The sequence below is a fragment of the Streptomyces sp. NPDC053427 genome (assembly GCF_044544985.1).
Classification (GTDB): domain Bacteria; phylum Actinomycetota; class Actinomycetes; order Streptomycetales; family Streptomycetaceae; genus Streptomyces.
Map to the genome: position 1 here is coordinate 1 of NZ_JBITYA010000004.1, position 20,339 is coordinate 20,339.

At 72.4% G+C, this 20,339-nt stretch carries 22 protein-coding genes; 10 read left to right on the forward strand and 12 right to left on the reverse strand.

The annotated features are described in order from the left end of the window. Nucleotides 1-201: 201 nt before the first annotated feature. Entirely contained in the window at nt 202-1,128 is a 927-nt protein-coding gene (locus ACIGWZ_RS11695) for an NYN domain-containing protein (protein WP_400063308.1), read from the reverse strand. A 201-nt stretch (nt 1,129-1,329) separates the two neighbouring features. On the opposite strand from ACIGWZ_RS11695, the gene ACIGWZ_RS11700 reads away from it, so the two are divergent. Further along, nucleotides 1,330-1,485 (forward strand): hypothetical protein, encoded by a 156-nt coding sequence (locus ACIGWZ_RS11700; RefSeq protein WP_400063310.1) that lies wholly within the window; start codon nt 1,330-1,332, stop codon nt 1,483-1,485. Nucleotides 1,486-1,606: 121 nt separating this feature from the next. Here the strand turns inward: ACIGWZ_RS11700 and ACIGWZ_RS11705 are convergent, their stop codons facing one another. The 3 genes from ACIGWZ_RS11705 to ACIGWZ_RS11715 all read right to left on the reverse strand — a co-directional run bounded on the left by ACIGWZ_RS11705 (nt 1,607) and on the right by ACIGWZ_RS11715 (nt 3,934). Further along, on the reverse strand, nt 1,607-2,212 hold the full coding sequence (locus ACIGWZ_RS11705) for a MarC family protein (RefSeq protein WP_400064398.1): 606 nt from the start codon (nt 2,210-2,212) through the stop codon (nt 1,607-1,609). A gap of 100 nt (nt 2,213-2,312) precedes the next feature. Next, entirely contained in the window at nt 2,313-3,167 is an 855-nt protein-coding gene (locus ACIGWZ_RS11710; protein WP_400063312.1) for a PHP domain-containing protein, read from the reverse strand. Nucleotides 3,168-3,295: 128 nt separating this feature from the next. Further along, a complete protein-coding gene (locus tag ACIGWZ_RS11715; RefSeq protein ID WP_400063314.1) occupies nt 3,296-3,934 on the reverse strand; it encodes a DUF6758 family protein in 639 nt (212 codons plus the stop codon). Between the two features lie 163 nt (nt 3,935-4,097). Between ACIGWZ_RS11715 and ACIGWZ_RS11720 the strand changes: the two genes are divergently transcribed. Then, complete coding sequence (locus tag ACIGWZ_RS11720) at nt 4,098-4,367, forward strand: hypothetical protein (RefSeq protein WP_400063316.1); 270 nt, start codon at nt 4,098-4,100, stop codon at nt 4,365-4,367. A gap of 93 nt (nt 4,368-4,460) precedes the next feature. On the opposite strand, the gene ACIGWZ_RS11725 is transcribed toward ACIGWZ_RS11720, so the two are convergent. After that, nucleotides 4,461-5,048: a suppressor of fused domain protein gene (locus ACIGWZ_RS11725; protein WP_400063318.1), complete on the reverse strand. Its 588-nt coding sequence runs from the start codon at nt 5,046-5,048 to the stop codon at nt 4,461-4,463. Nucleotides 5,049-5,524: 476 nt separating this feature from the next. Between ACIGWZ_RS11725 and ACIGWZ_RS11730 the strand changes: the two genes are divergently transcribed. The 3 genes from ACIGWZ_RS11730 (at nt 5,525) to ACIGWZ_RS11740 (ending at nt 7,963) form a co-directional block, all read left to right on the forward strand. Continuing rightward, on the forward strand, nt 5,525-6,655 hold the full coding sequence (locus ACIGWZ_RS11730; protein ID WP_400063320.1) for a magnesium and cobalt transport protein CorA: 1,131 nt from the start codon (nt 5,525-5,527) through the stop codon (nt 6,653-6,655). Nucleotides 6,656-6,713: 58 nt separating this feature from the next. Further along, on the forward strand, nt 6,714-7,307 hold the full coding sequence (locus tag ACIGWZ_RS11735) for a hypothetical protein (protein ID WP_400063322.1): 594 nt from the start codon (nt 6,714-6,716) through the stop codon (nt 7,305-7,307). A 65-nt stretch (nt 7,308-7,372) separates the two neighbouring features. Continuing rightward, a complete protein-coding gene (locus ACIGWZ_RS11740) occupies nt 7,373-7,963 on the forward strand; it encodes a hypothetical protein (RefSeq protein ID WP_400063324.1) in 591 nt (196 codons plus the stop codon). A gap of 332 nt (nt 7,964-8,295) precedes the next feature. Here ACIGWZ_RS11740 and ACIGWZ_RS11745 read toward each other — a convergent pair whose 3' ends face one another. After that, nucleotides 8,296-9,078, reverse strand: coding sequence for a hypothetical protein (locus tag ACIGWZ_RS11745; RefSeq protein WP_400063326.1), 783 nt, complete (start codon nt 9,076-9,078; stop codon nt 8,296-8,298). A gap of 243 nt (nt 9,079-9,321) precedes the next feature. Between ACIGWZ_RS11745 and ACIGWZ_RS11750 the strand changes: the two genes are divergently transcribed. Genes ACIGWZ_RS11750 through ACIGWZ_RS11760 form a run of 3 tightly spaced genes read left to right on the forward strand, consistent with a single transcriptional unit; the run spans nt 9,322 to nt 12,403 of the window. Continuing rightward, on the forward strand, nt 9,322-10,620 hold the full coding sequence (locus tag ACIGWZ_RS11750) for a magnesium transporter MgtE N-terminal domain-containing protein (RefSeq protein ID WP_400063328.1): 1,299 nt from the start codon (nt 9,322-9,324) through the stop codon (nt 10,618-10,620). Further along, nucleotides 10,610-11,194, forward strand: coding sequence for a DUF1003 domain-containing protein (locus tag ACIGWZ_RS11755; protein ID WP_400063329.1), 585 nt, complete (start codon nt 10,610-10,612; stop codon nt 11,192-11,194). The genes ACIGWZ_RS11750 and ACIGWZ_RS11755 overlap by 11 nt, the downstream gene beginning before the upstream one ends. Nucleotides 11,195-11,236: 42 nt before the next feature. Then, nucleotides 11,237-12,403, forward strand: a complete 1,167-nt coding sequence (locus tag ACIGWZ_RS11760; protein WP_400063331.1) for an Mrp/NBP35 family ATP-binding protein — start codon at nt 11,237-11,239, stop codon at nt 12,401-12,403. Between the two features lie 163 nt (nt 12,404-12,566). On the opposite strand, the gene ACIGWZ_RS11765 is transcribed toward ACIGWZ_RS11760, so the two are convergent. From ACIGWZ_RS11765 to sigE, 5 genes are all read right to left on the reverse strand, one after another. Continuing rightward, nucleotides 12,567-13,214 carry a hypothetical protein gene (locus tag ACIGWZ_RS11765; RefSeq protein WP_400063333.1) on the reverse strand — a complete coding sequence of 216 codons (648 nt, stop codon included), beginning with the start codon at nt 13,212-13,214 and terminating at the stop codon, nt 12,567-12,569. A gap of 117 nt (nt 13,215-13,331) precedes the next feature. After that, complete coding sequence (locus ACIGWZ_RS11770; protein WP_400063335.1) at nt 13,332-13,823, reverse strand: sec-independent translocase; 492 nt, start codon at nt 13,821-13,823, stop codon at nt 13,332-13,334. A gap of 116 nt (nt 13,824-13,939) precedes the next feature. Next, nucleotides 13,940-16,126: a trypsin-like peptidase domain-containing protein gene (locus ACIGWZ_RS11775; RefSeq protein ID WP_400063337.1), complete on the reverse strand. Its 2,187-nt coding sequence runs from the start codon at nt 16,124-16,126 to the stop codon at nt 13,940-13,942. 125 nt (nt 16,127-16,251) lie between these two features. After that, complete coding sequence (locus tag ACIGWZ_RS11780; protein ID WP_400063339.1) at nt 16,252-17,196, reverse strand: zf-HC2 domain-containing protein; 945 nt, start codon at nt 17,194-17,196, stop codon at nt 16,252-16,254. Then, nucleotides 17,193-17,963, reverse strand: coding sequence for an RNA polymerase sigma factor SigE (gene sigE, locus ACIGWZ_RS11785; protein WP_400063341.1), 771 nt, complete (start codon nt 17,961-17,963; stop codon nt 17,193-17,195). Before sigE ends, ACIGWZ_RS11780 begins: the two co-directional genes overlap by 4 nt. A 177-nt stretch (nt 17,964-18,140) precedes the next feature. On the opposite strand from sigE, the gene ACIGWZ_RS11790 reads away from it, so the two are divergent. After that, complete coding sequence (locus tag ACIGWZ_RS11790) at nt 18,141-18,824, forward strand: O-methyltransferase (RefSeq protein WP_400063343.1); 684 nt, start codon at nt 18,141-18,143, stop codon at nt 18,822-18,824. Between the two features lie 194 nt (nt 18,825-19,018). On the opposite strand, the gene ACIGWZ_RS11795 is transcribed toward ACIGWZ_RS11790, so the two are convergent. After that, complete coding sequence (locus ACIGWZ_RS11795; protein WP_006603288.1) at nt 19,019-19,186, reverse strand: DUF3117 domain-containing protein; 168 nt, start codon at nt 19,184-19,186, stop codon at nt 19,019-19,021. A gap of 333 nt (nt 19,187-19,519) precedes the next feature. Between ACIGWZ_RS11795 and ACIGWZ_RS11800 the strand changes: the two genes are divergently transcribed. Continuing rightward, nucleotides 19,520-20,320, forward strand: coding sequence for an enoyl-CoA hydratase-related protein (locus tag ACIGWZ_RS11800; protein ID WP_400063346.1), 801 nt, complete (start codon nt 19,520-19,522; stop codon nt 20,318-20,320). Nucleotides 20,321-20,339 lie beyond the last annotated feature (19 nt).

Genomic DNA, 20,339 nt, shown 5'->3' on the forward strand with positions numbered 1-20,339 from the left:
GCGGAGCCGTGTAGGCCCGGTGCCGCTGCCGAACAGCCCCGCGCAGCGGCAACCAGCCCGCCGCAGGCGCAACGGCGAGAAAGCCCGAAACACCGACCCAGGCAAAGCGCAGCGCACGGGCCCGCCACAGGCGAAACGGCGACAAACCACCACGGCGGGACGGCCGACAACGTGGGGCCCCGGCAAAGCGCAGCGAACCGGCTAATACTGCCCCTGAACATGATCCCAGAAGCCGTCCCGGAGGACGCGCCGCAGGTCGGCGTGGGCGCGTAGCGAGTGTTGGAGGAGCGCCTCGGCGGTGGTCAGCAGGTCCTGGTCGACGGCGCCGGGCAGATACGGGTGGCCGGGCAGCAGCGTCGCCACCCATTCGCGGCCGCGTTCGGACAGCCACTGGGCCGCTATCCGCGCCCCCACGAAGCGGACCTCCTCGCGGGCGGGCACCGGGCCCTCGACGACCTGCGGCTCGGCGCATTCCACACCCGCCCGCCGTGTGACGTACGGCTTGCAGAAGTCCAGGTCGAAGGTGCGCTGGCTGTCGACCTCCCACAGCAGCGGCTCGGCCTGGTTGCGGCCCCCGGCGGCCTCGATGCCCCACAGGTGCACCCGTGCGCCGTACCCCTGCGCCGCCTCCACCGCCGAGACCAGGTCCTCGTCGCCTCCTATGAGCACCGCATCGCTGATCGCGCGGTGCCGGGCGAGCGACTCCAGGTCGCTGCGGATCAGGGAGTCGACGCCCTTCTGCTGATTGTTGGCGTTGAGATTGCCGAGGCGGACCTTGACGTCCGGCAGCTCGGCGATCCGCTGCTGCTCCTGGGTGTGGATGCGGCGGCGGGCACCGTCGTACCAGTAGACGCGCAGCAGCCGGCTGTCCGGGAAGATCATCCGGGCCTTGTCGATGAAGGCCTCGATGATTCCTTCCGCATCCAGTTCGAATGCCTTGCGATCCTCCGTTCCAGCGACCAGCCGCCCCGCCGCGGCATAGACATAGCCCGCGTCCACGAACGCGGCGTGCGTGGACGGGGTGGTGGCGACCTCGGCGAGCACCCGTGTGAGCAGCTCGTTGGTGCGCTCTATCCCTGCGGCGAGCGCGGTGAGGTCTGTGGGGCCCGGGGGCTGGACGTCGTTCATACCGGACTCATTGTCCGGGCGGTCACTCTGTGAGCACAACCGCTCCACCAGCAAGTACTTAGTTCATCGAAACTTTTCTTTAGCGTAGGGAATGATTGCAGGATGCGGGTCGTTGTACCCGTACGGACCGCCTGGCAATGAAGCCGCGCCCTCCACACCACACAGTTCTCCGCAGGAGGATCAGACGAAGGGAGAAGCCGTATGCGCTTCGAGATCATGCGCCTGGACGATGCCGACGGCACCGCCGTGGACAGCACCGTCGTGGACGCCGCCTCCGTCAACCGGATCGTGCAGCAGGCCGCAGCCATAGGCCAGCGCATCTACATCCGCCCGGCCGACACCGCTGCCGCCCGATGACACCGACGCCCGCCGATAACGACGCCCGCTGAGATGACGACGTCGAAGCGCCCCCGTACGGGATCTCCGTACGGGGGCGCTTCGCGTGTCCGGACCGGGAAGGGCCGGGGGGCTCCGGGGGTCAGGACGCCTGAATCACCTGCGTCACCCCGTTGATGATCTGCTGCACCGCCAGCGCGGAGAGCATCATGCCCGCCAGCCGGGTGACCAGGACCACCCCGCCGTCCTTGATCACCCGGATGATCACCAGCGAGAACCGCATCACCAGATAGAGCACCACATGGATCGCGGCGATCGCCGCCCAGACGGAGAGCTGCGCCGCGGCCCCGTGCGCGTGCTGCACCGCCAGGATCACCGACACGATCGCGCCCGGCCCGGCCAGCAGCGGCATGCCCAGCGGCACCAGCGCCACATTGACGTCCTTGGTCTGGGTCGGCTCCTCCGACTTGCCGGTCAGCAGGTCCAGCGCGACCAGCAGGAGCAGCAGCCCGCCCGCGATCATCAGCGCGGGCGTGGAGATGTGCAGCCGGCCCAGGATCTGCCGGCCGAAGAGGCCGAAGACGGCGATGACGCCGAAGGCGACGGCGGCGGCCTGCCAGGCCATCCGGCGCTGCACCTTGGCCGGGCGCCCGGACGTCAGGGCGAGAAAGATCGGGGTGATCCCAGGGGGATCCATGATGACAAAAAGGGTGACAAAGAGCGTACTGAAGACGGCAACGTCGAACACGGTGATGGCCTTGCGGGAGGTGGTACGGAGCAGCGGATCACGGGCCGGCGCGGCGCGCACGGGACCGGTAGCGGGAAGGGTGGAGCAGCGGGAGCGGCGCTCAGCCGCCCGCGCCGGGCACGGGGAAGGCGCCGGTCGCACGGCGCACGATCTCGCCGTAGATCTCGGGGTCGGTGGTGTACTCACCGAGGCGGCAGGTCTTGCGGCTGCCGTGGTAGTCGCTGGAGCCGGTGGCCAGCAGGCCCAGGTCGGCGGCCAGACCGCGCAACCGGGCGCGGGTGGGCTCGTCGTGGTCCATGTGGTCGACCTCGATGCCGTCGAGACCGGCCGCGGCCAGCTCGCCGATCATGCTCTCCGGTACGCAGCTGCCGCGCTTGAGGGCCAGCGGGTGCGCGAAGACGGTGACCCCGCCGGCGGCCTTGACCAGCCGTATCGCGTCGAACGGGTCCAGCTCGTGCTTCTCGACGTAGGCCCGGCCGTCCTGGCCGAGCCACTCGGCGGTGAAAGCGTCGGAGACGGAGGCGACCAGGCCCAGCTCGACGAGGGCGGTCGCGAGGTGCGGGCGTCCGACGGCGCCGTCCCCGGCGATCTCCGCCACGCGCTCCCAGGTGATCGGCACGCCGAGGTCGCGCAGCTTGGCGACCATGCCCTGGGCCCGCGGCACCCGGTCATCGCGGACCAGCTCCCGCTCGCGGGAGAGTTCGGGCTCGTCGGGGTCGAAGAGGTAGGCGAGCATGTGCAGGCTCACCCCGTCGATCCGGCAGGAGAGTTCGGCGCCGGTGACCAGCGTGAGCCCCTCGGGCAGCGCGGCCCGGGCCTCGGCATGGCCGCCGACGGTGTCGTGGTCGGTCAGCGCGACCACGTCGAGACCGGCGGCCGCGGCGCCCCGCACCAGCTCGGCGGGGGTGTCCGTACCGTCGGAGGCCGTGGAGTGGGTGTGCAGATCGATACGCACGACGCGGACTCCAGACTGCGGGACGGACGGGGGACTCTCGGGGCGCTCGTACAACGGTGCCCCCAGAAGGATACCGGCCACCCGGATGCGCCCTCGTCGGACGGCCTACGGGCCCCCGCGCCGCGCGCTCAGCCCAGGATCCGCGGCGACAGCGCCCCGCACGGCAGCAGGTCCACCTCCGCGCCCGCCTCCCGCAGATCCGTCAGCACCAGCTCGTCGTACATCAGCAGGCCCGAACTCTCCGGCCAGGCGATCGCCCACAGCCACAGCCCGCGCGCCTCCCCCGCGAAGACCGCGCGGTCCTCGGGCGAGCCGTCGACATGCCACATGGCGGTCGGCCGCCCGGCGGCCAGCACCTTGGCGTGCGGGGGCTTGTCCACGCACATACGGGGGCCGGGGTCGAGGCCGTCTATACCGGCGTAGCGCGCGCCGAGGCCGACGCCCAGCTCCTCGGCGATCAGCAGCAGCTCACCGGGGCCGCCCAGCGGTCCGGGCCCCGAGCAGGCCACCGCGGTCGCGCGGCCGCCGCTGCGGTCGTCACCTGCGCAGGCGACGCCGGTGAACAGCCAGCCGACGGGGAGCGGCCAGGGCATCCATACGGGCACCTGCGCGCGGTGCACCACAACGCCGAGCGCTTCGACACTCGGCGGGACGACCGGCTGGAGTGGGTGCACGACGCCGTGCACGGCGCACTGCCAGGAGTCGGAGAAAAGACCGGGCGCCCGCACCCGGCCACCGCACTTCGGGCAACTGGGTTCGCCCCTCATAAGGACCAACGGTCCTCCAGCCCCGGCGCCGCGTCAAGGACGATCACCCGTCCGGTGCGGCCGGATTCGCGTGCCCGGCCGCCCATTTGGCCGCCGCCCGCGCGCCGTCCCCCTCCCAAAGACTAGTTGCGCATTGCACTTTTTCACTCGGCTCACTTATTGCATGCATATGCCAGCCACCCCCGAGGGCCTCGGGGAGCGCCACGACGGCACCAAGCCCAAGATCGCGGAGTGGACCGACATCCACGTCCCGCTCGCGGTCGCGGCCGTCACGGCGGTGACCGGCGCCGGCCTCGTCGCCGTCCGCCACCGCGCCGACCCTCCGGGCCGGGGAACCGGAACCGCGCGCGGGGTCCCCCGGACGGAGCCCAAGGGAGCCGCGGAGGACGGCATCACGGTCTTCGCCGACCGACCGCCGGGCGGTGGCCCGTAAGCCGCCTGACGCCCCGCCCGATCGGTCGGGGCGTCAGATCCGCCCGGCCCGTGCCCGGTACGCCCTCCCCGTCGTCCGCTCCCCCGGCCGCCCTCAGTCGTCGAGCGGTACGCCCGTGCGCAGCGGATCGCGCAGGTCCGTGCCGTGCCGGAGCCAGCGCTCCTGGAGGGCCTCGGCGCCGTGCACCCGCTTCCAGGCGGACTCGTTGGGCGTCATCGGCAGGAGAGGAAGGAAGCGGACCGGGTCGAGCGGCTCGTCCAGCTCCAGGTCCTCGATCAGCCCGCCGGGCTCGGCCACCAGGACCGAGGTGAAGGGCGCTCCGGGCCACAGCGGCTCCCCCACGTCCAGCGAGGCACCCGGGGCCACGATCACCCCCTCGACCTGCGGGGACGCGCCGAGGACGGCGAGCGGGCGGAGCGCCTTGTCGGTGTCGGCGCGGCCGCCCCGTACGGTCAGGACGAGTTCGGCGCGGGGGCCGCGCACGGGGTCGGCTACCACCGCGGTGGGGTCGGCCATGGGCTGGGCGGACATCCCGAGCGTGGCGTAGCGCACCACCCCGTTGTCCACGAAGCGGAGGACCTCGATACGGTCGGTGCCGAGGAAGGTGACGGCGGCACGCGCGTCCGGCTCGCCCAGGGTCGTCCGCAACCGGGCCTCGACCAGCTCAAGAACGTCAGACATGCCGCGAGCATACGGCCGGCCGCTCACCCGACCGGCGCCCCACCGTTCGTATCGAACAGGCAAAGCGGCACCGTAACGCTTCAGACGGCTGATAGCCTTGCCGTCTGGTCAGGGAATGACGTCGTCCCCCAACGGGGACCGGCCGGAGGAGGTGGGGCTGCGGTGGATCCGAGTCGACCGTGCAGTACCGATAGTTCTCCTGTCATCCCCCTCGCGCAGCGAATCTCCTGATCCGAGAGCTTCCGTACCCAGCCGCTCGGCGGCGAAACCCGGGAAGTTCCTTTGCGCCGGATGTAGATGACGGAAGAGCGCCTTCGACTCTCAATTTCCGTGTTCTGCGAACTGCCGTCAGTGTCACCGCACGGAACGCCGCCCGCTTTGCGGACGTACGGCCAAGAATGCCTCGTACGTCCACGTTCCGGGCAGCGTTGCGCCCCGCGCCCCTGGCTGACGGCCGGCCCGTGAAGGAGCCTGCCATGTCGATGATCCGCGACCTGCGCGCCGCCGTCCGCCCGTCCCGGCGCCGCGACGACACCCCCTACCGCTACGAAGCCACCGCCCCGGCGTGCACCAACAGCGCCATCGTGGACTGCGGCGTCTACCGCGAGGGGCGCCGGGTGAGCGAGCACGTCACCCCCGCCCAGGCGATGGCGAGCGTCCGCGCCGAGGGCGGCTTCGCCTGGATCGGTCTGCACGAGCCCACCGAGGCCGAATTCGCCGGTATCGCCCAGGAATTCGGGCTGCACCCGCTCGCCGTCGAGGACGCCGTGCACGCCCACCAGCGGCCCAAGCTGGAGCGTTACGACGACACCCTGTTCACCGTCTTCAAGACGGTCCACTACGTCGAGCACGCCGAGCTGACCGCGACCAGCGAGGTCGTGGAGACCGGCGAGGTGATGTGTTTCACCGGCCGGGACTTCATCGTGACCGTGCGGCACGGCGGCCAGGGCTCCCTGCGCGCCCTGCGGCACCGGCTCCAGGACGACCCGGAGCTGCTGGCCAAGGGCCCGTCGGCGGTGCTGCACGCCATCGCCGACCAGGTGGTCGACGGCTACATGGCGGTCGCGGGTGCGGTGCAGGACGACATCGACGAGGTGGAGATCGACGTCTTCAGCTCCGGCACCAACGGGAAGGGGCCCGGCGCGAAGGGTTCCTCCGCCAAGGGCGGCGACGCCGGGCGGATCTACCAACTCAAGCGTGAGGTACTGGAGTTCAAGCGCGCGGTGTCGCCGCTGCTGCGGCCGATGCAGCTGCTGAGCGAGCGCCCGATGCGGCTGGTCGACACGGACATCCAGAAGTACTTCCGCGATGTGGCCGACCACCTGGCCCGGGTCAACGAGCAGGTGCTCTCCTTCGACGACCTGCTCAACTCCATCCTCCAGGCCAATCTCGCGCAGGCAGCCGTCGCGCAGAACGAGGACATGCGCAAGATCACGGCGTGGGCGGCCATCTTCGCCGTCCCGACGATGATCGCCGGGATCTACGGCATGAACTTCACCTACATGCCGGAGCTGCACTGGAAGTTCGGCTACCCGGCGATGATGCTGGTGACGGTGGCCATCTGCTTCGGCATCCACCGCGGATTCAAGCGGAACGGATGGCTGTGAACCGGTAGTTGGGCCGGTGCGGCGGGGCGTTGTCGGACCCCCGTGTCATTCTCGGAGCATGAGCCATGAGGTGAGTCCCGAGAGCGTCGAGGAGGAGTGCTACGAGGAAGAGCGGTCGGTGCCCCTCGAGGCGCCGGCCACGCCCGCGGAGTGGGACGGCCTGGTCGGCGACTGGGACAGCCTCGTTCAGGGCTACTACCTCGGCAGCGCCCGGCACGCGGTGCTGGAGTGCGCGCGGCACCTCGAGTCGAGCGTCGCGGCCGGCGGTGCCGAGACCGCGCTGTGGACGCTCGGGCTGTACTGCATCGGCAACCACGTCGTTTGCGCCCGGCCGCATGCGGAGTCCGAGCGCCGGGTGAGAGCGGTGATGGCGACCGTCGCCGGCACCCTGGGCGACACCCCCTGCGGCCATCCGGCGCACCCCTGCGACGACGTCCCGGACGACGGGCACATGGAAGGCTTCCCGCCGGTCCTTGAGATGCTGGCCCATCCCGAGCGGGACACGGCCCATGAGGCGGCTCTCGCCGAGGGGCACGCCGACGAGGACGAGGACGACGAGTGGCGGGAGTCCTGGTACGAGGGCCGGCTCACCCGGGAGATATGGGCCTGCCCGCGGAATCTGGCCGGGTTCGCCCGCGCGTTCCTCGCCTGAGGCGTCGCGTCTCAGCGCCTGGGCGGCCCCGGGCCGCCGTGAACGGGCCCATTAGGCTGATCCGTATGACGGAGACCGTGTCGCAGGCCCTGCAGGATCGGGCGCTCATCGAAGAGGCCACGAAGAAGTCCGGCCTGATCTGGGTGCAGGGGACGGCGGGCCCGGCGCGCGCACTGTGGCATGTGTGGCACGACGGGGCGGCCTGCCTCGTCGGGGGCACCGCGCCCGGCGGACCGGAGCGGGGCACCGGCGCGCCGCGGCGGAACGGCTCCGACGAGCAGCCGCTGGCCGATCTCGGGCTGACCGACGGCGGTCCGGCCACGGTCACCGTACGCAGCAAGGACAAGGGCGGCCGGCTGGTCGTCTGGCAGGCGCGGGTCGTCGAGCTGACGCCGGAGAGCGAGGCCTGGCGGACGGCGGTCGAGGAGCTCAGGGGCAAGCGGCTCAACGCCCCGGACGCGGACACCCTCACGGAGCGCTGGGCACGGGAGTGCCGGGTGCTGCGACTGGAGCCGGTCGGCGAGGAGGCGGCGCAGCGTCCCGGCCGGATGCCGGACACGTCGCATGCCGCGCCCCCGCTGGCCTCGCCCGCCCTCACCCGTCAGCCCATTCCGGCCGCGCTGCCCAAGCTGCTGCGCCGGGGCCGTCGGGGCTGACCGGGCTCTGCGCCGAGTCGTAGGGGCTGACCGGCCGCTGCGCCGAGTCGTGGGCGCTGACCGGCCGCTGCGCCGGGGGCGAAGGGCGGGCCGGCGTCCGGCCGGGCACGTGACAGGTGGTGGGCCGTGGGAACACCGCGCATGCGGTGGCCGCGGGGTTGCCGCTCGTGCGTGGGCTTGGCGGGATTGCCGCGCATGCGGTGCGCCGCGGGATTGCCGCTCATGCAGTGCGCCGGAGGAATACCGCCCCGGCGCCGCCGCGTTGTGGCCCGCAAGGGGCGCCCGCATCCCCTAAGGGATCTGTTCGCCCGCCCCCTAAGGCCCCCGCCCCCTCAGCCCCGGCCCGAGATCCGTGAGCCGTAGTCGACGACCTGGTCCTTGGCCGGGGCCCTGAGGTCCACGCTCTTGCCCCAGTCGTCGAGGCGGACCACGCCCGCGCCGCCCGCGCGCTGAAGCCGCAGCGGATACGGCGTGCCCTCCAGGGAGACGTCCAGGGTGCCGCCGGAACCCGCGGCCGCGGTGACGCGGATGGTGCGGACGCCGTCGATGTCGCTGCGGTCGCCGGTGGCCAGCTTGCCGTGCAGCCCGAGCAGGCTGCCCAGCAGCGTGTCCTTGTCCGTGAAGCCGCTGAAGCGTTTGTAGACCGGGTCGGCGGCGGGCACCTTGACGTACTTGCCGCCGAGTTTGGCCGCGGCGGACTCGTCGGGCGTCCCGGAGTTGGCGCTCTTCTCGCCGGCCCAGAAGGCGGCGTCCGCCTTGAGGTAGAGCGCATCGCCCACCCGCAGCAGCGAGAAGGCCGCCGCCTTGGTGCTCAGCTCGCCCTTGGCGCCGTTCTTCGCGAGCCGCATGTCGAGCTTGTAGGTGCGGCCCTGGCTGACGACATTGCCGGAGAGCCGGACCGTGTCGGCCCGCTCGGCGGCCGCCCGCGCCTTGGATTCGATCTTCGCGGCGGGCAGCTTGCCGACGCCGTTGGTGCCGGCGTCCGGGTCCTCGCCGCCGCAGCCCGCGAGCGCCGCGGCCAGCCCCGCGCACACCGCCCCGACGAGCGCCGCCCGTCCCGTACGACGGCGGCCGGTCAGGGCTCGGGGGCGCGTCCCCGAGGGGGTAGCAGTCACGTCGGCTCTGCCTCCTGATGCGGGTGACCTCGACAGCAGTACGGCAGCGTACCTGGGCCGTGCACGGTTTTCGGCGGGGTGTGGGCAGTACACCCGTACGACCCTGCGGGCGGCTCCGCACGCCCGTGGTGAGGGGCCACCATACGGCCGTTCTCCCCGGGGCGTGGCCGACCGGGGCGCGTTAGCCTGAAGCCGACTCGAGGGATCGTTCCGGGCGGAACGGGAGAAAGGGAGGCGCTGCGCATGGCAGTGGTCACTCCCCGGGTCTTCGTCTCCCATCTCTCCGGCGTCGCCGTCTTCGACCCCAACGGCGACCAGGTGGGCCGGGTGCGCGACCTGGTGGCGATGCTGCGGGTCGGCGCGCGCCCGCCGCGGCTGCTGGGCCTGGTCGTCGAGGTGATCAGCCGGCGTCGCATCTTCCTGCCCATGACCCGGGTGACCGGAGTGGAGTCCGGCCAGGTCATCACGACCGGCGTGATCAACATGCGGCGCTTCGAACAGCGCGCCTCCGAGACGCTGGTGCTGGGCGAGCTGCTGGACCGCCGGGTGCGCCTGGTGGAGAGCGGCGAGGAGGTCACCGTCCTGGACATCGGCATCATCCAACTGCCGGCCCGCCGCGACTGGGAGATCGACAAGGTCTTCGTACGGCGCGGCAAGGGCGGGGCGCTGCGCCGCAAGGGGGAGACGCTGACCCTGGAGTGGTCGGCGGTGACCGGCTTCTCGCTGGAGGAGCACGGGCAGGGCGCGGAGAATCTGCTGGCCACCTTCGAGCAGCTGCGGCCGGCCGACCTCGCGGGCGTCCTGCACCATCTCTCCGCCAAGCGGCGCGCGGAGGTCGCCGCGGCGCTCGACGACGACCGGCTGGCCGATGTGCTGGAGGAGCTGCCGGAGGACGACCAGATCGAGATCATCGGCAAGCTGAAGGAGGAACGGGCCGCGGACGTCCTGGAGGCGATGGATCCGGACGACGCCGCCGACCTGCTCTCGGAGCTGCCGGAGGAGGAGAAGGAGCGGCTGCTGACCCTGATGCGGCCGGAGGAGGCCGCGGACGTGCGGCGGCTGATGTCGTACGAGGAGCGCACGGCGGGCGGTCTGATGACGACCGAGCCGATCGTGCTGCGCCCGGACGCGACGGTCGCGGACGCACTGGCCCGGGTGCGCGACCCCGACCTGTCCCCCGCGCTCGCCGCCCAGGTGTACGTCTGCCGCCCGCCCGACGAGACCCCCACCGGCAAGTATCTGGGCCTGGTCCACTTCCAGCGGCTGCTGCGCGATCCGCCGTTCACCCTCGTCAGCTCCATCGCGGACACCGATCTGCCGGCCCTGCCCCCGGACACCCCGCTGCCCGAGGTGACCCGCTATCTGGCGGCGTACAACATGGTCTCCGCGCCGGTCGTGGACGAGAGCGGGTCGCTGCTGGGCGCGGTCACCGTCGATGACGTCCTGGACCATCTGCTGCCGGACGACTGGCGGGAGGCCGAGATGCACGGCTCGGTCACGGCCGGGGCGCAGGCGCTGCGGGGTGCCGCGGATGGGCGCTGAGGAGCGGGACGGCGGCAAGGACCGGGCGCGGGCGGTCGGCGCCTCCGCGGTGCGCCGCGGCAGCCCGCCCGAACGGCCGCGGGTGCGCCTGGACCTGCCGCGGGTGCCGCGCCGTACGTTCTGGCCGGAGTACGACCCGGAGGCGTTCGGGCGGCTGTCGGAGAAGATCGCCCGGTTCCTGGGGACGGGCCGGTTCATCGTCTGGATGACGGTCGTCGTCATCGTGTGGGTCGGCTGGAACGTCCTCGCGCCCGGCCATCTGCGATTCGACGAGTTCCCCTTCATCTTCCTGACGCTGGCGCTGTCGCTGCAGGCCTCGTACGCGGCGCCGCTGATCCTTTTGGCGCAGAACCGCCAGGCCGACCGGGACCGGGTCTCCCAGGAACAGGACCGCGCGCAGAACGAGCGCTCCATCGCCGACACCGAATATCTGACCAGGGAGATCGCGGCGCTGCGGCTGGGCCTGGGCGAGGTGGCCACCCGCGACTGGATCCGCTCCGAACTGGAGGACCTGATGCGCGACCTGGAGCTGCGCCGGATGGTCGAAGCGGAGAGTGACGAACGCGACCGCTGACGGCCTTACCGGAGGCCGCCTCTGGAGCCGTACCATCGGGGCATGGCTACCGACACGCCCCAGTCCCCTGGCTCCGCGCCCAGCGAGGACGCGGTCCGCGCCGCGCTCGCGACGGTGAACGACCCCGAGATCCACCGCCCCATCACCGATCTGGGGATGGTCAAATCGGTGGACATCGCGGCGGACGGCGCGGTGGCGGTCGTGGTCTATCTCACGGTCTCCGGCTGCCCGATGCGCGAGACGATCACCAGCAATGTGCGCGAGGCCGTCGCGCGGGTCGAGGGCGTCACCTCCGTCGCCGTCGAGCTGGAGGTGATGAGCGACGAGCAGCGCAAGGAGCTGGCGACGTCGCTGCGCGGCGGTACCGCCGAGCGCGAGGTGCCGTTCGCCCAGCCCGGCTCGCTGACCCGCGTCTACGCCGTCGCCTCCGGCAAGGGCGGCGTCGGCAAGTCGTCGGTGACCGTGAACCTCGCCGCGGCAATGGCGGCCGACGGCCTGAAGGTCGGCGTGGTGGACGCCGACATCTACGGCCACTCCGTGCCGCGGATGCTGGGCGCGGACGGCAAGCCCACCCAGGTCGAGAACATGATCATGCCGCCGTCGGCGAACGGCGTGAAGGTGATCTCGATCGGCATGTTCACCCCGGGCAACGCCCCGGTGGTCTGGCGCGGCCCGATGCTGCACCGCGCGCTCCAGCAGTTCCTCGCCGATGTGTACTGGGGCGACCTGGACGTCCTGCTGCTGGACCTGCCGCCGGGTACGGGCGACATCGCCATCTCGGTGGCGCAGCTCGTCCCGAACGCCGAGATCCTGGTCGTCACCACGCCGCAGCAGGCCGCGGCCGAGGTCGCCGAGCGGGCGGGTTCGATCGCTGTGCAGACCCACCAGAAGATCGTCGGCGTGGTGGAGAACATGTCCGGGCTGCCCTGCCCGCACTGCGACGAGATGGTCGATGTCTTCGGCAGCGGCGGCGGCGAGCGGGTCGCGGAGGGCCTGACGAAGACGACCGGTACGCAGGTGCCGGTGCTCGGCGCCATCCCGATCGACGTCCGGCTGCGCGAGGGCGGCGACGAGGGCAAGCCGGTCGTGCTGACCGACCCGGATTCCCCCGCGGGCTCGGCGATCCGCGCCATCGCGGGCAAGCTGGGCGGCCGTCAGCGGGGCCTGTCGGGCATGTCGTTGGGGATCACGCCGCGCAACAAGTTCTGAGGGCGTGAAGCGCGGAGAACCTGAGGTTCTCGGGGCGTGAGGTCGTGCGGGCCGCGGGGCGGCGGCCCGCCGGACCGGCGCCGCAGGGGCGGGCCCACCGGGTCCGCCCCTTCTGTTCGCTCCGGGGACGGCCCGCGGGGGCCCGCCCCCGGCCCGGGGCGGCTCAGCCCTCGTACGTCGTCAGGTCCTTGACCACCGAGAATGCCAGGCCGTAGGCGCTCATACCGCGCCCGTACGCGCCGAGGTGCACGGCCTCGGGGCCGTCGCTCGACGAACCGGCCAGCACCCAGCCATACTCGGACTCGCGGTAGCTGAACGGCATCGGCACGCCGTCCACCGGCAGCATCAGCTCGCTCCAGCTCTCGCCGTCCAGATCGTCGGCCAGCTCCCAGGCGATCATCGTCTGCTGGTCCAGCCAGTCCTGGCGCAGCGCCCGGTCCATGTGGGACGGCCAGGTCTGCGCGAGCAGCCCGGACCCGGCGAGCCAGGCGGCCGTGGAGACCGAGGTGGCCTCCAGGACGCCGGTGCCGTCGGCGCTGCGCCGTACGGGCCGGCTGGCGACGGTGACCACGACCGCGAACCGGTCCTCGTCCTTGCCCGTCTCCACCTTTATGGTCGGCTCCTGGCCGTGCCCGGTGGCACCGTGCTCGACGGTGCCGTCCGCGGCCGTGCCGACCTGCATCAGCCAGCGTGGCCCGGTGAACGCCTCGTCGAGGCCGTACCACGGGAACGCGGCCAGCAGATAGCCATCGACCTTCCGGCCGACGTCGGCGGACACCTCATGGGTCGGTGTCGGACTCGTCGTCTCCATCTGCGCGGCGCCTCCTTGTTGCCCTGCGTCGTGGGCGGCCCGCCCCCCTCAGGCGTCCTCACCCCGGACACCGGGAGCATAGCCATAGGGGTCAACACAGCCGGGCATACGGGAGTATCAGGTGGCGTCGGCGTCGAAAGGCGGACGCTCCGGCGATTCGGCCCGGTCGCCCTTCTTGACCAGGTCGGGGCGGCCGGAGGCGCCGGCCGCGGGCTCCTTGGTGAGGTTGGCGCGTGCGCCGTTCGAGGGACTCGCGGAAGCGCCAGGGGCGTCGTCGCGGCCGTGGACGACGTCCTCGAGGTCCGCCATCTCCGAGGTGAAGTCGAAGCCGTTACGGATCTCCTGGAGGTCCTTGAGGCCGTATTCGTCCTTGTCCAGGACGTGCTTGCGGACGAAGTTCTTGGGCTTGAGGTCCTCGAACTCGAAGTCCTTGAACTCCGGCCCCAGCTCGCTGCGGATGTCCTCCTTGGCGCTGTCGGAGAACGCGCGCACCTTCCGGACGAACCGCATGGCGTCGTTGATGACCTTGGGCAGCTTGTCCGGCCCGAAGATGAGCACCGCAAGGATCACGAGCGCGACCAGCTCGAGGGGTCCTATGTCGAAGAACACCTTGCAGCTCCTTGGAATATCCGCGGCCTTCGATGGCCTAGGGGCCAGGCCGACTATCACGGTACCTGGCCCGCCGTATCGGGTGGGAGTCACCCGTGCCAACACAGGGCAAACGATCAGCCGCCGCTGGAGGAGCCCAGCGTCAGCCGAACGGTCCGCTCCTTTCCGCTCCTTTGGAGGCTCAGTACCAGCGTGTCGCCGGGCCGGTGGCTGCGGACCTTGACGATCAGCTCCTCGCCGCTGTGCACCGCCGCGCCGTCCACCTTGGTGATCACATCGCCGGCCCTGATCCCGGCCTTGGCGCCGGGCCCGCCCGGGGTGACCGCCGCCTTTCCGTCCTTGCTCCGGGCGCTGACCCGGGCGCCGTCCCCGGCGTACTCCATCTCCAGCGTGACGCCGATCACCGGGTGTGTCGCCCGGCCGGTGTTGATCAGTTCTTCGGCCACCCGCTTGGCCTGGTTGATCGGTATGGCGAAGCCCAGGCCGATGCTGCCGCCCTGTCCGCCGGCGTCCGCCCCGCTGCCGCTGTCGGCCGCCCGGATGGCGCTGTTGATGCCGATCACCCGCGCCTTGGCGTCGACCAGCGGGCCGCCGGAGTTGCCCGGGTTTATCGGGGCGTCGGTCTGCAGCGCGTCGACGTACGACACATCGCTCCCGTCCCCTTTCCGGCCGCCTGCGGTGATCGGGCGCTGCTTGGCGCTGATGATGCCGGAGGTGACGGTGTTGGCGAGGTCGTAGGGGGCGCCGATCGCCACCACCGGGTCGCCGACCCGCACCGCGTCGGAGTTGCCGAGGGTCAGCGGCCGCAGCCCGGTGACGCCCTCCACCTGGACGACGGCGAGGTCGTAGCCGCCGTCCTGCCCGACGACCTTGGCCTTGGCCGTCTGGCCGCCGCTGAAGGTCACCGATATCTCGCCGCCGGTCCCGGCCGGCTCGACGACGTGGTTGTTGGTGAGGATGTGCCCCTCGCGGTCGAGGACGAAGCCGGTGCCGGTGCCCTGCTCGGCGCTGCCGCGTACGTGGAGGGTGACCACGCCGGGCAGTGCCCGCTGCGCGATCCCGGCGACGCTGTCGGGGTTACGGGCCCCGCCGTCGTCGGCGGCCTGCGTGAGCTGGATGTCGTTGATGCCGCCGTACCGCTCGATGTACGCGCCGATGACGCCGCCGACACCGCCCGCGAGCAGCGCGAGGGCCACCGCGCCGGCCACCAGCGGCGCGCGCCTGGTGCGCCGGCTGCCGGGCGGCGGGGGCATGGCGGGGCCGCCGTGCTGGGGGGCGCTCCAGGGGTCGTACTGCTGCCAGGCGCCGGTGGGGGCGGGGAGGGGCGCGGGGGCCGGGACCGGAGCGGGGGCGGCGGCCGGAGCGGGGGCCGGTCCGTGGCCGCCCGGCATGGCCGCCCGGCTCGTGGCGGGGCGGGGGCCGCCGTCGCCGGGGTGGGGGACGAACGGTGTGGTGTCGGGGGCGTCGGACGGGGTGGCGGCGGGCTCCTGAGGGGCAGCGGCTTTCCGGAGGGAGGGGCGGTCGTCGCCCGTGGGGGCGGGGGCGGACGGTGCGGCGCCGGCGGGCGGCTGCGGGGCCGGGCCGGGGTACGGCGCGCCGGGCATCGGTGCCTGTGCGGGCATGGCGTACGGCGGGAGCCTGGTGCCCTGCGCCGGGGTCGCCATCGGCCGCTGTACGGGCGGCGCGGGCGCCCAGGGCCCGGGGCCGCCGTACGGAGGCGTGCCGTAGGGGTCCTCGGCGTGCAGCGGCCGCGGCCGCTCCGGCGCACCGTGCGCCCCGGCAGTGACCGTGGCCGTCGCGGCGTTGCCGTCCGGCGCTTCGGCCCGGGAACCGGCCGATGCGTCGTCGCGCGCCGCGGCGCCCACCTGACCGGGCGTCACCGTCGAGGGCTCGGGCGCAGCGGCCTCACCGTCCGGCGGCCGGACCGTCCAGTCCCCGTCCGCCGCCGCTTCGGCCGTGCCTGCCGTATCTGCCGTGCCTGTCGCATCGGCCGCCTTCACCGCGCCCGCGGGCTCGGGCACAGCGGCCGCCGCGGACGGCTCGGGCCCCGAGGGTCCGGGCGCCGCATCCGCGCCCTCGGCCCCGGCGCCCTCCGGCGGCCGAACGGTCCAGTCCCCGTCCTCCGAGGTCCCCGCGACTCCCGGGGCCCCCGCGGCCGTCTCCGCCGCCTCCGCCGTCCCTGCCGTGCGGTCGGCGGGCGGCGCCGGTGCCTGCGGAGCGGCTTCGGTGGGCGGCTGCGTCACCGGGCGTCCCGGGCGGCTCCACCACTTCAGCTTCGGCCCGGCGGCCTTACCGTCGTCCATGCTCTCCCCATTTTTCGCCCGCGGTCACGCACGGGCCACCGCCACCTCGCGGCCCGCGCCCCGGACAGGGGCGCGCCGCCCAACAGGGATTCAACCAGTTCTGCGCGGGGCTGCGCAGTGCGCGGTCAGTGCCGGTCGGGAGTTGCGCCGGGCGCGGCGGGGGCGGCGGAGCCGATCAGCGGGCGCTTGGGCTCCAGTGGGGGAAGCGGGGGAAAGGCGCGGGCGGGCGCGTTGCCGGGGCCGCCGGCCACCGGGGAGTGGTGGTAGGGCGAGGCCGGGCCGGTGGCGGCTATCAGGGGCGGGAGGCCGAAACGTCCGGTCGGGTTCGGGCCGAGTGACGGGCGGTGCGGGAACACAGCGCCGGGGGCGTAGAGGCTCATGGCGCTGGGGGCCGGGGCCACGGTGGGGGCGCCGTTCCGCGGGCCGGTGCCGGTGCGGGAGTCCCCGGTCGTGAGGAATTCGCCGGTACGGGTCAGCGAACCGTCGCCCGCCGCCGGGGTGGCGCTGAGCGGTGTGACGGCCGTGCCGCCGGCGTCGGGGCGGCCGGCGGGCCGGTCGACGGCCGCCTCCAGCGGAAGGGCGCCGCCGAGCGCGAAGGCCGCGAGCGAGACCGCCCCGGCCGCCGCGAAGGCGAACCGGCGCCGCTGCGGCGCGGGCCGCTCGGCCACATGGACCCGGAAACCGCGCTGCCGCGGCGGCGCGACAAGGCCCGCCGCCCGGTCGGCCCGCCGGCCGTGGTCGTTGCCGGGGACATAGCCGAAGGAGCCGTCCCGGGCGAAGCCGCCGCGTCCGAAGCCGCCGTCGAGCGGGCTGCCGGGACCGCCCGGATCGCCGCCGGGCAGCCCCTGGAGGCGCGCCAGCAGCCCCTCGGAGGGCCCCGGGGGCGCCGACTGCGCGAAGACGTTCTTCAGCCGGCGCTGGGCATCGGCCTCTGCCTTGCACTTTCCGCACGTCGCAAGATGCGCGAGCACCCGCTCGCGCGCGTCATGCCCCAACTCGCCGTCGACCAGGGCCGCGAGGCGGTCGCCGAGATGCTGCTCGGCGGGGGACGGACCGCCACTGAGGCTCACGCGATCCCGACCTCCCCGGTGGAGGCCACGGCCAGCGACCGCTGCTGCTTGCGCTCCTCGGCGCGCGCCGCCGGGGAGCGGTGCTTGAGCGCCTTGCGCAGATGGGAGCGGCCGCGGTGGATCCGGCTGCGGACCGTGCCGAGCTTCACGCCGAGGGTCGCGGCGATCTCCTCGTACGAGAGGCCTTCGATGTCGCACAGGACGACCGCGGCCCGGAATTCGGGCGCGAGGGTGTCCAGCGCGTGCTGGACGTCGGCGTCGAAGTGGGTGTCGTCGAAGTGCTCCTGCGGCGCCGGCTCGTTACTGGGCAGGCGTTCGGCGGCGTCGTCACCGAGCGAGTCGAAGCGGATGCGCTGGCGGCGGCGGACCATGTCCAGGAAGAGGTTGGTCGTGATGCGGTGCAGCCAGCCCTCGAAGGTGCCGGGGGTGTACGACGACAGGGAGCGGAAGACGCGGACGAACACTTCCTGGGTGAGGTCCTCGGCGTCGTGCTGATTTCCGCTGAGACGGTAGGCGAGACGGTAGACCCGTGCACTGTGGGTGCTGACGATCTCCTCCCAGCTGGGCGGGGTCCACGCCTGCGCATCCGCGCCCTCGGCGAAGGTCGCGGTCGTTGCGGAGTCGGTGGTACGGAGACCTGCAGCAGTGTTTGTCACGGATTTCGGCTCGGCGAACGACCTTCTCCAGCGCCTTCGCGCCATTCGGTCACCCGTCGCAGCCGCACCTCCCCTGGTGGCTCTGGTGGTGTCCAGTAGAGCCCCTACCATATCCACCTCGCCCGTTAGCTCCGGATAAGCAGTTTTGACCTGCATTTGGTCCTGCTTCCGACCTTGCTTCGTGTCACGCGCCGTCTTCACCGGTGCATCCCCCCTGCCTTTCCCCCTGCTGTTTATTAACGCCCGGTCCCATCTGCGGGTTCCCGCACACAGCGGATACAGTCACGGTTGCGTCAACTACGGGGACAGGAGAGGGCCATTACCGGCAACCGGCAGACGAACTTGGCATTCGCCGAGGCGTACGGCGCCGGGACCATCGACGACAGTGCCGAGGCCGCCCTGAGCTGGTGCCGGGCGCGGGCGCGGGAGGCCGGCATCCGTGCGGTGACGACCGGCACCGGCGCGGCCCTGCGGATGCTCGCCGCCGCCGCGGACGCCAAGGCGGTCGCCGAGATCGGCACCGGCACGGGCGTGTCGGGCATCTACCTCCTGCACGGCATGCGGCCGGACGGCGTGCTGACCACCGTCGATCTCGAGCCCGAGCGGCAGACCTTCGCCAAGCAGGCGTTCCGCGAGGCGGGCTTCGCCGGCAACCGCGCGCGCTTCATCCCCGGCCGCGCCCTGGACGTGCTCCCCCGTCTCGCGGACGGCGGATACGACCTCGTCTTCTGCGACGGGGACCTCATGGAGTGCCTGGAGTACCTCGCTGAATCGTTGCGTCTGCTGCGCCCCGGCGGCCTGGTGTGCTTCGAGGGAGTCTTCGCGGACGGCCGTACGGTCGATTCCGCGGTGCAGCCCGCTGAGGTACTGCGACTGCGCGAACTGCTGCGCACGGTACGGGAGAGCACCACGCTGGTGCCGTCGCTGCTGCCGGTGGGGGACGGGTTGCTGTGCGCCGTCAAACGGGGCTAGTCGGCGTCCTACGTTGTCGGCCGGCGGGACAGCCGAAACCGTGGGGCCCGGGCAAAGCCCAGCGAAAGCGGTGGGAGAACAACGACCCCGGCAGGCGGCGCGCCATATCTGCGCGCCGCCTGCCGGGGCCGGGGTAGTCGGCTGGGGGTACCGGGGTCAGCCCCGGGAAACCGCAGCGGTTGTTCCGCCCCTTGTCAGACGGTGACCTTGTCCAGAGCCTCACCCAGTGCCTTGGCCTCGTCCGGGGTCAGCTCCACGACGAGTCGCCCGCCGCCTTCGAGCGGAACGCGCATGACGATGCCCCGCCCCTCCTTGGTCACCTCGAGCGGGCCGTCACCCGTCCGCGGCTTCATGGCCGCCATGCTCGTTCCCCTTCCTGAAACCAGCTCAACCAGCTCATCGTCAGCCGACGGCCTCAATAGGCGCGTGTCACCGGCATCGAACACATTGCTTCCAGGCCATTATCCCGCATCGAACGACCCGATGACCAACATCGGGGAGCATCCCTTGTGCAACGCGCTCTGCCAAAACCACCCAATTCGGGGAGGGGGCTGCGATACTGCGCCACTTGCCGATGCCCGACGCGCCCGAGTTGTTTGATGTACGTCACATGCCGACAGTCGATGATCTCCGGCATTCTGAGCGCTGGCTGCCACTACCGGGCAGTTCGAACCGCGACGGAGGGGACCCCCACTATGGCCGACACCGTGCTCTACGACGTGACCGACGGACTCGCGACGATCACCCTCAACCGGCCCGACGCGATGAACGCGATGAACACGGAGGCCAAGGTCCTGCTGCGGGACATCCTCCAGGAGGCCGCCGCCGACCGGGCCGTACGGGCCGTGCTGCTGACCGCCACCGGGCGCGCCTTCTGCGTCGGGCAGGACCTCAAGGAGCACATCGGGCTGCTGGCCGAGGACCGGGCGACGGGCTCGGGCGGCACCATGAACACCGTGCGTGAGCACTACAACCCCATCGTGACGGCGCTGACCGAGATGCCCAAGCCGGTCGTCGCGGGCGTCAACGGGGTCGCGGCGGGCGCGGGCGCCGGCTTTGCCATGGCCGCGGACTACCGGGTCGTCGCCGACTCGGCGTCGTTCAACACCTCCTTCGCGGGCGTGGCGCTGACCGCCGACTCCGGGGTGTCCTGGACGCTGCCCCGGCTGATCGGCCATGGCCGGGCCGCCGATCTGCTGCTCTTCCCGCGCAATGTGAGCGCCCAGGAGGCGTACGACCTCGGCATCGCCAACAAGGTCGTCCCGGCGGCGGAGCTGGCCGAGGAGGCGGCGGCGGTCGCCCGGCGGCTGGCGCAGGGGCCGACCGCTGCGTATGCCGCGATCAAGGAGTCGCTGGCCTACGGGGCCGGGCACTCGCTCGCCGAGACCCTCGGCAAGGAGGACGAGCTCCAGGGCCGGGCCGGGGCCTCGGAGGACCACCACATCGCGGTCGAGGCGTTCGTGAAGAAGGAGAAGCCGGCCTTCCTGGGGCGCTGATCCCTCGCGCGCCCGGCCC